At 64.8% G+C, this 11,932-nt stretch carries 13 protein-coding genes and 1 pseudogene; 11 read left to right on the plus strand and 3 right to left on the minus strand.

The window, feature by feature from the left end:
• Window positions 1-135 precede the first annotated feature (135 nt).
• The 6 genes from ACQ651_RS20110 (at window position 136) to nusB (ending at window position 3,847) form a co-directional block, all read left to right on the plus strand.
• Complete coding sequence (locus tag ACQ651_RS20110; RefSeq protein WP_227284438.1) at window positions 136-726, plus strand: riboflavin synthase; 591 nt, start codon at window positions 136-138, stop codon at window positions 724-726.
• Window positions 723-950, plus strand: coding sequence for a hypothetical protein (locus ACQ651_RS20115; protein WP_227284437.1), 228 nt, complete (start codon window positions 723-725; stop codon window positions 948-950). The genes ACQ651_RS20110 and ACQ651_RS20115 overlap by 4 nt, the downstream gene beginning before the upstream one ends.
• Window positions 947-1,519 carry a hypothetical protein gene (locus tag ACQ651_RS20120; protein ID WP_227284436.1) on the plus strand — a complete coding sequence of 191 codons (573 nt, stop codon included), beginning with the start codon at window positions 947-949 and terminating at the stop codon, window positions 1,517-1,519. Before ACQ651_RS20115 ends, ACQ651_RS20120 begins: the two co-directional genes overlap by 4 nt.
• A gap of 160 nt (window positions 1,520-1,679) precedes the next feature.
• Window positions 1,680-2,816 carry a 3,4-dihydroxy-2-butanone-4-phosphate synthase gene (ribB, locus tag ACQ651_RS20125; RefSeq protein WP_227284435.1) on the plus strand — a complete coding sequence of 379 codons (1,137 nt, stop codon included), beginning with the start codon at window positions 1,680-1,682 and terminating at the stop codon, window positions 2,814-2,816.
• Complete coding sequence (locus ACQ651_RS20130) at window positions 2,817-3,365, plus strand: 6,7-dimethyl-8-ribityllumazine synthase (protein WP_430450284.1); 549 nt, start codon at window positions 2,817-2,819, stop codon at window positions 3,363-3,365.
• Window positions 3,362-3,847, plus strand: coding sequence for a transcription antitermination factor NusB (gene nusB / locus ACQ651_RS20135; RefSeq protein WP_375550631.1), 486 nt, complete (start codon window positions 3,362-3,364; stop codon window positions 3,845-3,847). The genes ACQ651_RS20130 and nusB overlap by 4 nt, the downstream gene beginning before the upstream one ends.
• Before the next feature lie 131 nt (window positions 3,848-3,978).
• On the opposite strand, the gene ACQ651_RS20140 is transcribed toward nusB, so the two are convergent.
• The gene (locus ACQ651_RS20140; RefSeq protein ID WP_430450285.1) at window positions 3,979-4,797 is read right to left on the minus strand and encodes a hypothetical protein; all 819 of its coding nucleotides are present in this window, start codon (window positions 4,795-4,797) and stop codon (window positions 3,979-3,981) included.
• Window positions 4,794-6,122 carry a hypothetical protein gene (locus tag ACQ651_RS20145; protein ID WP_227284431.1) on the minus strand — a complete coding sequence of 443 codons (1,329 nt, stop codon included), beginning with the start codon at window positions 6,120-6,122 and terminating at the stop codon, window positions 4,794-4,796. The genes ACQ651_RS20140 and ACQ651_RS20145 overlap by 4 nt, the downstream gene beginning before the upstream one ends.
• Window positions 6,123-6,333: 211 nt before the next feature.
• Between ACQ651_RS20145 and ACQ651_RS20150 the strand changes: the two genes are divergently transcribed.
• Together ACQ651_RS20150 and ACQ651_RS20155 are read left to right on the plus strand one after the other, a co-directional pair.
• The gene (locus tag ACQ651_RS20150; protein ID WP_430450286.1) at window positions 6,334-7,254 is read left to right on the plus strand and encodes a calcium/sodium antiporter; all 921 of its coding nucleotides are present in this window, start codon (window positions 6,334-6,336) and stop codon (window positions 7,252-7,254) included.
• Window positions 7,255-7,390: 136 nt separating this feature from the next.
• The gene (locus tag ACQ651_RS20155) at window positions 7,391-7,717 is read left to right on the plus strand and encodes a hypothetical protein (protein WP_227284429.1); all 327 of its coding nucleotides are present in this window, start codon (window positions 7,391-7,393) and stop codon (window positions 7,715-7,717) included.
• Window positions 7,718-7,774: 57 nt separating this feature from the next.
• On the opposite strand, the gene ACQ651_RS20160 is transcribed toward ACQ651_RS20155, so the two are convergent.
• Entirely contained in the window at window positions 7,775-8,206 is a 432-nt protein-coding gene (locus tag ACQ651_RS20160; protein WP_430450287.1) for a DUF1489 family protein, read from the minus strand.
• A 106-nt stretch (window positions 8,207-8,312) separates the two neighbouring features.
• Here ACQ651_RS20160 and ACQ651_RS20165 point away from each other — a divergent pair, with 106 nt between their 5' ends.
• The 3 genes and pseudogenes from ACQ651_RS20165 to ACQ651_RS20175 all read left to right on the plus strand — a co-directional run.
• Entirely contained in the window at window positions 8,313-10,592 is a 2,280-nt protein-coding gene (locus ACQ651_RS20165; RefSeq protein WP_430450288.1) for an adenosylcobalamin-dependent ribonucleoside-diphosphate reductase, read from the plus strand.
• Window positions 10,593-10,677: 85 nt separating this feature from the next.
• Window positions 10,678-11,595 carry a lipid A-modifier LpxR family protein gene (locus ACQ651_RS20170; RefSeq protein ID WP_430450289.1) on the plus strand — a complete coding sequence of 306 codons (918 nt, stop codon included), beginning with the start codon at window positions 10,678-10,680 and terminating at the stop codon, window positions 11,593-11,595.
• A gap of 99 nt (window positions 11,596-11,694) precedes the next feature.
• Window positions 11,695-11,932 (plus strand): annotated as a pseudogene (locus ACQ651_RS20175) (Hint domain-containing protein); the annotation flags it as partial.

Below are 11,932 nucleotides of genomic sequence, written 5' to 3' on the forward strand. Positions count from 1 at the left end.
CCTACTGCTTTGATACAGGTTTTCATAGGGGCTTGGCGGTTTTACGGTTGGTTTTGGCCCGCAATAAGGCGCGGGCGTGGCTTGCCCCGTTGCCGGACCGCAGCTAGGTGAGAGGGACAAACGGAGAGAGCGTTCATGTTTACAGGTATCATCACCGATATTGGCACCGTCCGGACGCTGGAGCATCGCGGCGACCTTCGGGCGCGGATCGGCACCGGATACGACACGGGCGGCATCGATATCGGCGCATCGATCTGCTGCGACGGCGTCTGCCTGACGGCGGTGGCCCTTGGGCCGGGCTGGTTCGACGTGGACATCTCCGCCGAGACCGTATCCCGGACCAATATCGGAAGCTGGACCGAGGGCCAAAGGATCAATCTGGAACGCGCCCTGAAGGTGGGCGACGAACTGGGCGGGCATATCGTCAGCGGCCATGTGGATGGCGTGGCCGAACTGGTGAAGATGGAGGATGAGGGCGACAGTACGCGCCTGAGTTTTCGCGCGCCCGATCCGCTGGCCCGGTTTATCGCGCCCAAGGGGTCGATCGCGCTGAACGGCACCTCGCTCACCGTGAACGAGGTGGACGGGGCCACCTTCGGCGTCAATGTCATCCCGCATACCAAGGAGGTGACGACCTGGGGCGGTGTCGCCGTAGGCGACGCGATCAACCTGGAGATCGACACGCTGGCCCGCTATGTCGCGCGGCTGCAGGAGTGGGGCGGATGAAGCCCGTCGTGATGCGGTCGATCAATGACGCGACCGGTCAGCGTTGTGTGGATATCCTTGGCACGGACGGGGGTGCCTATTGGTCCGAATGCCGTCGTGACCCCGAGGACGCCCATGGCTGGCGAAGACTGGATGCGCCGCGCGGGCCCTATGCGGACGAGACGGCGGCGGTTCTTGCCGCCCGGGACGCGGTTGGATGGATGAAGATGGAGAGCGACGGATGAGCGGGATCGGGCATAATGGCGGGCCCAGCATGGAACCGGGCTTTGGTTTTCGCAAACACGCCTGGGGCAAGGCGCGCCACGATCTGCTGCCCAAGCTGCCGTTGCAGATCGTGCGGATCCGGGTCGCCCGCGCGAAACGTCTGGGTCTGGACTACACGACCTATGCGACGATCCGCGCGACATCCGGGCGCGATATCGTGGGGTTTCTCTTTTCCGGCAACGCGCTGGAACTGCGCCCGCAACGGATTGCGGTGCCCGATGCCATTCGCAACCGGCTGACCGCGCTTGATGGTGGCGCGGGGCGGATCGCGGCCATCTACGGGCCGCTCCATCCGCAGGCGGTTCTGGAGAGCAACCGCGGCCTGATCGATTTTGCCGATGTGGCGCCGGGCTTCACCGAAAGCTGGTCGGCGATGCGGGACCGCCTCAAGACCACGTTGCGCGATGTCAGGCTGCCCGCCGATGGCGTCGTTCTGGTGGCTGCAACCGGCGTCGAGCGGGACTGGTGCGGTGCCGCGCAGATGGCCGGCGTCCTCTCGGCGGAGCGGTTCTTCCGGCCCGGGGGCTGAAAGCGCCGCCGCTGATCCCGGACACACCTGAGCGAGACAGGGCCACCACGCCCCGAGCGCGGGTGACGTCGTGTCCGGCCGCTGTTTTGACGGATCGGGCACTGGTCAGGTGGCGGTTGGTGCGATATCTGGGCCCCAAGCCCGCCCCGGAGGAACGTGCATGTCTGATCCGATCCCATTCGAAAAACCCGGCCCGGTCGAGCAGGACTGGTCCGATGCCGTCTCCACCATCGAGGAGATCATAGAGGATGCCCGCAACGGGCGGATGTTCATTCTGGTCGATCACGAGGATCGGGAGAACGAGGGCGATCTGGTGATCCCGGCGCAGATGGCCACGCCCGAGGCGATCAACTTCATGGCGACCCACGGGCGCGGTCTGATCTGCCTGTCGCTGCCGGGCGAGCGGATCGACGCGTTGGGCCTGCCGCTGATGTCGTCCTACAACTCTTCGCGGCACGAGACCGCATTCACCATTTCGATCGAGGCGCGGGAGGGGGTCAGTACCGGGATCTCCGCCCATGACCGCGCGCGGACCGTGGCCGTGGCCATCGATGCGGGCAAGGGCGCGGCGGATATCGCAACCCCCGGCCATGTCTTCCCGCTTCGGGCGCGCGATGGCGGTGTGCTGGTGCGCGCGGGCCATACGGAGGCGGCCGTGGATATCTCCCGGCTGGCCGGGCTCAATCCGTCGGGCGTGATCTGCGAGATCATGAACGAGGACGGTTCCATGGCGCGGCTGCCCGATCTGGTGGCCTTCGCACAGCGGCACAACCTGAAAATCGGCACGATCTCCGATCTGATCGCGTATCGGCGTCGCCACGACAACCTTGTCAAGGTGCGCAACGAACAGAAGATCACCTCCGAATTCGGCGGTGAATGGACGCTGCGGATATACACCGACGAGACGCAGGGCGCCGAACATATCGTCCTGATCAAGGGCGATATCGCGACCGATGCGCCGGTTCTGGTGCGGATGCATGCGATGGATCCGCTTCTGGATGTGGTGGGTACGGGCGGTGCGGGCCGGGCCGGAGAGTTCGGCGACGCGATGAAGCTGATCGCGGCGGAAGGGCGCGGTGTTCTGGTGCTGCTGCGCGATCTGAACATGAAGCTGAGCGCGGAAAGCGAAGTCTCCCCGCAGACACTGCGCCAGTATGGTCTCGGGGCGCAGATCCTGTCCTCGCTCGGGCTGTCGGACATGATCCTGCTGACCAACTCGCCGAAACCCAAGGTGGTGGGGCTGGAGGCCTACGGGCTGAACATCACCGACACCCGCAAGATCTCGGAGATCGGATAGATGGCCGGAACCACCCATCACGAATTGCCGCTGCCGGAGTTTGACGAACCGGTGAAACTGCTGATCGTCATCGCGCCCTACTACAAGGACATTGCGGATGATCAGCTGGCCGGTGCCAAGGCGATGCTGGAGCAGGCCGGCGCCGGGTACGAGGTGATCGAGGTGCCCGGCGCGCTGGAGATCCCGGTGGCCATCGGGATCGCCCATCGGCAGTCCAATTTCGACGGCTACGTGGCGCTTGGCTGCGTGATCCGGGGCGAGACGACCCATTACGAGACGGTGTGCGAGGAATCCAATCGCGGGATCACGATGCTGGGAATGGGCGGTGCCTGTATCGGCAATTGCATCCTGACGGTGGAAAACCATGATCAGGCCGCGCGCCGGGCCGATCCGTCGGGAATGAACAAGGGCGGCGGGGCCGCGGCGGCGGCCCTGCACCTCATCGCGTTGACGCGCCGCTTCGGGAAGCCTAAAGGCGGCATCGGATTCAAGCCGCGCGGTGAGAGCATTCAGGTCGCGGGCAAAAGCGAAGGACCGGCCACCGCATGACCTCCCCCCGCCCCGATGGGCCAAGCCGAGACCAGAAACGCCAGATGAAATCGGCGGCCCGGCTTTATGCCGTGCAGGCACTGTTTCAGATGGAGCATTCGGGCCAGAGCGTCGACGTGGTCCGCCGGGAGTTTGAGAGTTTCCGCTTCGGTGAGACGATCGACGGCGAGGAGATGGCCGAGGGCGACGTGGATCTGTTCCGCAAGCTGCTGGACGACGCGGTGGACCGGCAGGCCAAGATCGACCAGATGACCGACCGGGCGCTTGTCGCGACATGGCCGATCGACAGGATCGACCCGACGCTGCGGGCGCTGTTTCGCGCAGCCGGCGCCGAACTGGTGGAGGGGGACACACCGCCCAAGGTGGTGATTACCGAATTCGTCGATGTGGCGCGCGCGTTTTTCCCCGAGGGTCGCGAGCCGAAATTCGTGAATGCGGTGCTGGATCACATGGCGCGCGAGGCCCGACCGGAGGCGTTCTGAGGCCCGCGCGTGATCGTCCGGCATATCCGGGCATTGCAGGCGCGCGACCTTTTTCACGGGTCGAGGGGTAGAGCGCTTCTGCAATCATCCGGGATCGTCGCGAGGGTGGCTGCGGCGGGGCAAGCGCCCGGTCAGCCACCGGCACCGTCCGCGGCGGGGTCGAAAACCACCCGGTAGTCCAGCAATTCCTCGGGCAGCAGGATATAGATCTCGTCGGGCGGGGTCGCCATGGCGTACCGCATCACGCGCACATCCACATCCATCGCATCCAGATGGGCCATCACCTCGGCCTGTCCGCGCTGGATATCCTCCACCGCCAGAAAGGCGGGGAGCGCCGTGTTTTCGCCGAAGTAGTGCTGATGGACACCGACCATCGCGGCATCGTCCACCGTCCGGGAGACCCCGCCTGCAAGGATATAGGGGCAGGCCGACAGGCAGATATCGCCGGCCTCCATCACGGTCGCGATCTCTGCGCCGCGAACGGCCCGCCCGATGGCCAATGCGTCCGCGACGCTCCCGCCGGTGGAATGCAGACGGATAATCGACGGGCTGTCATCGGGATCGGACAGGGCCTCTTCGAACCGCGCCGCATCGCCGGGTGCAATTGCGCCGGTCAGGAGCAGAATGCCATCGGCCCCGGCGGTAAATTGCAGCCGCGAGGGCATCCGCCCCGGATCCGGCAGGCGGGTCTGACGCGCCGGGTCCTGCACCGCCGGGCGGGCGGGCAGATCGCCCGGGCGGAAGCGGCGGGTCTGATCGCCGGGCGCCACGGGGGTATCAAGCGTGGGCTGGCGCGCGGGGGAGATCAGATCGGGCAGGGCAGCCACCAGATCCCGGCCGGCCAGCACCACGGCCATCGCGATCTGCAGCGCCAGGATCGCCAGGATCGCGCGGCGCGTCGTCCAGTCCCTGCCGGGGCGCAGATACGGCCGGTCCGCCCGGTCGCTCATCGCGTCGGTCCGGGTTTCAGCGGCTGGACATTGGGTGGCTCGGCCTCTTCCGCGGGGGCCGGTGTTGGTGCTCTGGCCGGGGTCGTGCCGGTTGGTTGCGGATGCATCGCCTCTTCCACATCGCGGATCGCGTGCAGGGCCGCGCGCAGTTCGGCCAGCGTCAGCGTGTCTTCCGCCGGAACATCGCCCCGCCCGGAGCGGATCGCCCCATGGGTGACCATCAGGATCAGGACCAGCACCATCGGCAACAGATCGATCGCGATGGCCCCGGCCCAGGACGGGACGAAATTGCCGGCATAAAGGATCACCGCATCGGCGGTCGAAATCGGGCGGTAGGTCGTCTCTGCCGGGGCCGGGCGGGCAATGACCTGCTCGGCGGCCTGTTCCAGCGAGGCCGCGCGCAGTTGCAGAACGTCAAGCACGGACGTGATCGTGCTGGCCTGCGCGGCCTGCCCGTCGGTGGTGCGCCCGTCCAGCTCGGGCAGCACGACCGAGGCGGAAAGATCCTCCGCCGCCCGGTCCACCAGCGGGGCCACCGAAAGCTGGCGCATCGTGGTGATGATACCGGCCAGCCGCACGGCCTCTTCGGAAAACGCGACCGACCGGGCCTCCACCGGGCCCGGCGCCACGGTGAGGCTGCGCATGTCGCTCAGGATTGCGTTGCCCTCGTCGAACGCGCCTTCGATCAGCGGGCCCTGTTCGGCGATCTGAAGCTCCAGCGCTGCAAGCTCGGCCGACTTCTGGCGCAGCACGCGAAAAACCGCACCCCGGCCCGCGAGGCCGGACAGATCGCCCGCGGCCTCCTGTTCGCTCAGATCCTCGAAGCTCTGGCGGACGCGCGCCACGTCGCGTTCCAGCGCTTGCGCGCTGATCGCGATGTCATGGGCCTCTTCCAGCGCGCCCTGATATTCCTGAACGGTCTGGGCAAGATGCTGCTCCACCGCCGCCGCCCCGGCCAGCGCGGCGGCGTTCAGCCAGGAGGACATGGCGATGATCGCCAATGACCCGAGCGCCATCGCGCCCATCAGCTTGATCTTGGAGCCTGCCGTGCGCATCGCGGGCAGAAGCCGCAGCAGATAGGACCAGAAGACGAAAATCCCGACCGAAACCGCGATGGAATAGGCCGTGGCCGCAAAGAAACTGAGCGCGCCGGTGTCGTCCAGAAGCGAGGAGACCCCGAGATAGGTGTAGATGCCCGAGGCCGTGGCAAGCACCGCAAGCGCCGCGCCCGAAAAGCTGTCCAGCCATGTAAGATGCCCCTCAAGCTCCCGCGCGTGGCGCAGGCCGTGGCTCTTGGTGCTGCGGTCGTGATCCGTCTCGCTCATCGGGTTCTCCTGTCCAGGCCTTCGGATATAAACCGCCCGGGGGCGAATCCCAAACGCGCCGGGGCCGTCCATGGCCGTGCCGCCCCTGCAACCATATCGCAGATTTCTTTTCCCGCACCCCTTGTGGCCGTCCCCGGGCAATCAAATCTCTGCATCGCCGCGGGGCCGGAACGGCGATTGGCGCAGCCGGGCGGTGGAGTATCCTGTTTTCATGACCGTGATCCTGTGCCTGATCGGGCTGTTTCTGCTGCTGGTCGGTGGCGAGATCCTTGTGCGTGGCGGCGTCGGCCTCGCCCAACGGATGCGGATAACCCCCGCTATCGTAGGGGTGGTGGTGCTGGGCTTTGGCACGTCGATGCCCGAGATGGTGACCTCGCTGCAAGCCGCGGCGCAGGGCGCGCCCGGGATCGCCATCGGCAATGTCCTGGGCTCCAACATCGCCAATATTCTGCTGATCCTCGCGCTGGCCGTGCTGATCTCACCGGTGACGCCTGCGGGGGCGGTGCCGCGGCTGGACCTTTGGGCGCTGGCGCTGGCGACGGGTATCGGCGCGGGCCTTGTGCTTTTGGGGGAGGTGTCGCGTCTGGCGGGGTTTGCGCTTCTGGCGCTGCTGGCGGCGTATCTCTGGCGCGCGGTGGGAGATGCGCGGCGGGCCCCGGGCGAGCAGCCCGAGCTTACCCTTGTGCCGCCGCCGCTCTGGCGCGCGGCCGGCCTTGCCCTGGGCGGGATCGCGGTGACGATCTGGGGTGCGCATCTGCTGGTGACGGCCGCGGTCGATCTGGCGGGCGGCCTTGGCGTCTCCGAGGCGGTGATCGGTCTGACGCTGGTGGCGGTCGGCACATCGCTGCCCGAACTGGCGACTACCGTGATGGCCGCGATCCGCGGGCAGGGGCGCATGGCGCTTGGCAATATCGTCGGCAGCAACGTGTTCAACATCCTTGGCATTCTGGGGGTGACCGCGATGGTGTTTCCCATCGATGTGCCCGCCGATATCGCCGCGCTGGATCTGGCGCTGTTCCTCGGGGCCGGTCTGTGCCTGCTGCTGCTTCTGCTCCTGCCGCGCATCGGGCGCGGGACCGGGGCCGCGATGCTGGCGGCCTATCTGGGCTATATCGGCTGGCTGGCGACCTGATCGTCTGGGGCCGCGAATGGCGAAGCGCCGAGGCGTTCCCGGATCTGCGCCTGTCCGCCGCGTTTTTGCCGGCCTGTTCTTGCAACCTGACCCGGGGCTGCTACGTTAGAAGGTGAATGAAAAAGGATCCGTGCCAATGCCTGACCATATCAAATTCATTCTGCGCCACGCCTTTTACGGCTTTCTGATCGCCTGCACCTTCACCGGCTTGGTGCTCTATTTCAACATTGCGAATATCTGGCATCTGGTGACCCACACCACCGAAGGGCCGATCGCCCTGGCGGTGTTCGTGATCCTATGCACGATCACCTTCGGCTCGGTTCAGATCGGCATGCAGATCATGACGATGGGCGAGGAGGATGACGATGCCGATGGCGGCAAACGCGATGACCTTCCCGTGCTGGACGACATGACCGCCCTGAATCAGGTACCGATCCCGATTCATGCGGATGATCGCCGCTAAGGGGTAACCGACCGGGCGGATCCCTGTCGGCGCTGTCCGACAACCGCACCCGCGGCGTCATCGCACTCCTATCTCCGCAAGCGCCGATTGCAAGGCGGGTGGCAGGCTTTCCTCATTCTGTCGCCCCTTGCGCAGGTCGCGCGGTGCGTCCGCACCCGGCAGGTAGCGCCACCCCTGAAAGGCGCGTTTCGGGGTCGCCTCCACGCGCACCAGCGTGGGGTCCAGCACGATGCCGCAGCGTCTGATGCCATCGCCGCGATCGACCTCGTCCAGCCGCAGGATCAGCTGGCGGGCCAGAACCACACCCTTGATCACCCAATAGATCGAGCCGCCGTCAAGCAGCTCCGCCGCCCGTTTGGGCCACATTCGTGTGATGTGACGCGGCAAGCCGTCGGGGCCATGCGCGCGGGCGCTTGCCTGCCACCGGGCCAGACCCTCCACATGGTCCGTCCCGACAGAAAGCTTGATGAGATTGAGATTTGCAGCCATACCTATATATCTAGCCGTCCACCGCCAAAGGCCACAAGGTTTGGTGGACTTATCCACAGATCACTGTTAATTTCGTCACCCCGCCGCGTTAAGGGAGCTGCCGCCGATGTCCCGTTTTTCCGCCCCGATTGCCGAGCAGATCTGGGACATGAAGTATCGCCTGAAAGAGGCGGATGGCACACCGATCGACCAGACGGTCGAAGACACCTGGCATCGGATCGCCCGGTCGCTGGCCAGCGTGGAGACCGAGCCGGAGCTTTGGGAAGGCCGTTTCTATGCCGCGCTTGAGGATTTCAGATACCTGCCTGCGGGGCGCATCATAGCGGGCGCGGGAACCGGCCGCTCGGTGACGCTTTTCAATTGTTTCGTGATGGGCACGATCCCCGACAGCATGGGCGGTATCTTCGACAACCTGAAGGAGGCCGCGCTGACGATGCAGCAGGGCGGCGGGATCGGCTATGATTTCTCCACCATCCGGCCGAAGGGCGCGGATGTGAAAGGTGTGGCCGCCGATGCGTCGGGACCGCTCAGCTTCATGGATGTCTGGGACGCGATGTGCCGCACCATCATGTCGGCGGGCTCGCGGCGCGGCGCGATGATGGCCACGATGCGCTGCGACCATCCGGATATCGAGGATTTCATCACCGCCAAATCCGACCCCGCGCGGCTCAGGATGTTCAACGTCTCGGTTCTTGTGACGGATCCGTTCATGGATGCGGTGAAGGACGACAGATCCTGGGATCTGGTTTTTGACGGCAAGGTCTACCACACGGTGCAGGCGCGCGATCTGTGGAACAAGATCATGCAGTCGACCTATGATTATGCCGAGCCGGGGGTGATCTTCATCGACCGGATCAATGCCGCCAACAATCTGAACTATGTCGAGGATATCGCGGCGACCAACCCCTGCGGGGAACAACCCCTGCCACCCTATGGCGCATGTCTGCTTGGCTCGATCAATCTTGCCCGCCTTGTGACGGACCCGTTCGAGAGCGCCGCCCGTCTGGACGAAACGGCGCTGGACGATCTGGTTCGCGTGGCGATCCGGATGATGGACAATGTGGTCGATGCCTCCCGGTTCCCGCTGGAGGCGCAGGCGCGTGAAGCGCAGGCAAAACGCCGGATCGGTCTGGGCGTGACCGGGCTTGCCGACGCGCTTCTGATGCTGGGGCTCCGCTACGGCTCCGATGCCGCCGCGGCGCAGACAGAGGCGTGGATGCATCAGATCGCGCGCGCGGCCTATCTCGCCTCGGTCGATCTGGCGAAGGAGAAGGGCGCGTTCCCGCTGTTCGATGCCAAGGGCTTTCTCGCCTCCGGCAACATGCAGGGCATGGACGAGGATATCCGCGAGGCCGTTGCCGAGCATGGCATCCGCAACGCGTTGCTCACCTCCATCGCGCCCACCGGAACCATTTCGCTCTACGCCGGCAATGTCTCCTCGGGTATCGAGCCCGTCTTTGCCTATAGCTACACGCGCAAGGTGCTGCAGCGGGACGGAAGCCGGACCGAGGAAGAGGTCGAGGATTACGCCGTCCAGCTCTGGCGGGAGAAATTCGGCGATATCGATCTGCCGGATCATTTCGTGAATGCCCAAACCCTGCCGCCCGCCGATCATGTGAAAATGCAGGCCGCCGCGCAGCGCTGGATCGACAGCAGTATCTCGAAAACAATCAATTGTCCCGAGGATATCAGCTTCGAGGATTTCAAGGATGTCTACATGCAGGCCTGGGATACCGGCTGCAAGGGGTGTACGACCTATCGGCCCAATGACGTGACAGGCTCCGTTCTCAGCGTGTCGGAGGCGCAGGAAAAGACGCCGGGATCGAAGGTCGGCGAAATCGCACAGGAAGGCGAGGTGGTCTATATCTCCGAGCCGCTCGACCGGCCACAGTCCCTTGAGGGGCAGACCTACAAGCTGCGCTGGCCCGAAAGCAGCCATGCGATCTACATCACCATCAACGATATCGTGCAGAACGGTCATCGCCGGCCCTTCGAAGTTTTCATCAATTCCAAGAACATGGAGCATTTCGCCTGGACCGTGGCGCTGACCCGGATGATTTCGGCGGTGTTCCGGCGCGGCGGCGATATCTCCTTCGTGGTGGAGGAACTGAAGGCCGTGTTCGACCCGCGCGGCGGTGCGTGGATGAACGGAAAATACGTGCCCTCGATCCTCGCGGCCATCGGCGGCGTGATCGAACGCCATCTGATTTCCATCGGCTTCATCGATGGCGAGGGAATGGGCCTGAAGGCCGATCCGCAGGCCAGAGTGATCGAGATGGGCGGGCGCCCGAGGGGGCCGGTCTGCTCCTCCTGCGGCAGTCACGAGATGCGGATGATCGAAGGATGTCTGACCTGCGCCGATTGCGGTTATTCCAAATGTGGCTAGTCGCAATGCACAAGTCGTGTTAATTTCGACGAAATTCTAGATTAAGCCGCAGAAAATGACGGCGCAGGATATGGGGCAGTTTGACATGGCAAAGGGCATTCGCCTTGCGGCTTTCACGACATTTGCGATTCTCACCGGTATGACGCCGGCCCTTGCACAGGGGCGCGAGACACTTGGCATCGGGCGGGTGTTTACCAATGACTGGATCGGCGACGGCAGCGATCGCTGGCGCACCGGCTCTTACTCCTTTTCCATTATCCGCGGCGAGCAATGGCAAGGCCAACTGAGCCCGCGTGTTGGCGATGTCGTCGAGTACCGCTTCCGCGGAGAGATCGTGGCCCCGGGCAATCTGACCAACCCGAACCCGGCAGACCGGCTTTATGCCGGCGTGCTCAGCGCCGGGGCGCATCTCCATTTCGACTGGTCCGGCTTCGATGTGAGCGCGGGCGCCGATCTGGTGATGATCGGCGAGCAGACGGGGCTCGATAGTCTGCAATCCAACATCCATGATGTGCTTAGCCTGTCAGACTTGAATGTCGGGAATTTTCAGGTCGATGACGGGTTTTTCCTGCACGGCACACTGGAAATCGCGCGGGACATCTACTTTGCGGGCGGTGCGATCCGCCCGTTCGTGGAGCTTCAGGCCGGGGTCGAGAATATGGCCCGCGCCGGGGTCGATGTGACGCTTGGCAGCTTCGGTGAAGGCGGATTGCGGGTTCGCGATGTGGTTTCCGGGCAACGCGTCGCCGGTGTCGACGGCTTGGATCAAAGCGGCTTTTCTTTCCTTTTCGGGGGCGATGTCGCCTATGTCGACAGCTCGGAACTGCTGCCATCGGATCGCGGCTACGAGGTGGAGGATGTTCGCTATCGCCTGCGTTTGGGCGCGAATTACGACACCGGAGCCTCGAATATCTTCTACGGGCTGACCTACCTGTCCGAGGAATTTGTGGGCCAGCCCGAGGGGCAGGTTGTCGGCTCGCTGACGCTCGGCTGGGCCTTTTAGGACAGACGACGCTTCCCCAACTGATTCGATTCTGTTAACCTTTGTCCAGAACAGGCTGAAAAGGCCGGATAAAAACAAGACACGCAAGAGGCGGGACAGATGGGCACGGGCTTTCGGGGCACGTTCATGATTTCGTGGGCGCAGACTCTGGTTGAAGGGTTTCCGGCAGAACAGGCGCAAGAGCTGGCCGAGGGGATGACCTGGCGCTGGCGGGGCCGTGCGCTGCCGCTTGAGGGCGATGGCGCAGCACTGCTTCTGGGGGCAAGCCGGGATCATGCGGAGTTGCGCGCGCGCGCCGCGCGGGTCGTTCGCAAGATGTTGCATCACCCCGCCCCGA

It is taken from the genome of Rhodophyticola sp. (assembly GCF_965284195.1).
Taxonomy (GTDB): Bacteria; Pseudomonadota; Alphaproteobacteria; order Rhodobacterales; family Rhodobacteraceae; genus Rhodophyticola.

Coding starts and splice junctions, on each gene's coding strand:
- ACQ651_RS20110 (WP_227284438.1), top strand. CDS start 136: ATGTTTACAGGTATCATCACCGATATTGGCACCGTCCGGACGCTGGAG.
- ACQ651_RS20115 (WP_227284437.1), top strand. CDS start 723: ATGAAGCCCGTCGTGATGCGGTCGATCAATGACGCGACCGGTCAGCGT.
- ACQ651_RS20120 (WP_227284436.1), top strand. CDS start 947: ATGAGCGGGATCGGGCATAATGGCGGGCCCAGCATGGAACCGGGCTTT.
- ribB (WP_227284435.1), top strand. CDS start 1,680: ATGTCTGATCCGATCCCATTCGAAAAACCCGGCCCGGTCGAGCAGGAC.
- ACQ651_RS20130 (WP_430450284.1), top strand. CDS start 2,817: ATGGCCGGAACCACCCATCACGAATTGCCGCTGCCGGAGTTTGACGAA.
- nusB (WP_375550631.1), top strand. CDS start 3,362: ATGACCTCCCCCCGCCCCGATGGGCCAAGCCGAGACCAGAAACGCCAG.
- ACQ651_RS20140 (WP_430450285.1), bottom strand. CDS start 4,797: ATGAGCGACCGGGCGGACCGGCCGTATCTGCGCCCCGGCAGGGACTGG.
- ACQ651_RS20145 (WP_227284431.1), bottom strand. CDS start 6,122: ATGAGCGAGACGGATCACGACCGCAGCACCAAGAGCCACGGCCTGCGC.
- ACQ651_RS20150 (WP_430450286.1), top strand. CDS start 6,334: ATGACCGTGATCCTGTGCCTGATCGGGCTGTTTCTGCTGCTGGTCGGT.
- ACQ651_RS20155 (WP_227284429.1), top strand. CDS start 7,391: ATGCCTGACCATATCAAATTCATTCTGCGCCACGCCTTTTACGGCTTT.
- ACQ651_RS20160 (WP_430450287.1), bottom strand. CDS start 8,206: ATGGCTGCAAATCTCAATCTCATCAAGCTTTCTGTCGGGACGGACCAT.
- ACQ651_RS20165 (WP_430450288.1), top strand. CDS start 8,313: ATGTCCCGTTTTTCCGCCCCGATTGCCGAGCAGATCTGGGACATGAAG.
- ACQ651_RS20170 (WP_430450289.1), top strand. CDS start 10,678: ATGGCAAAGGGCATTCGCCTTGCGGCTTTCACGACATTTGCGATTCTC.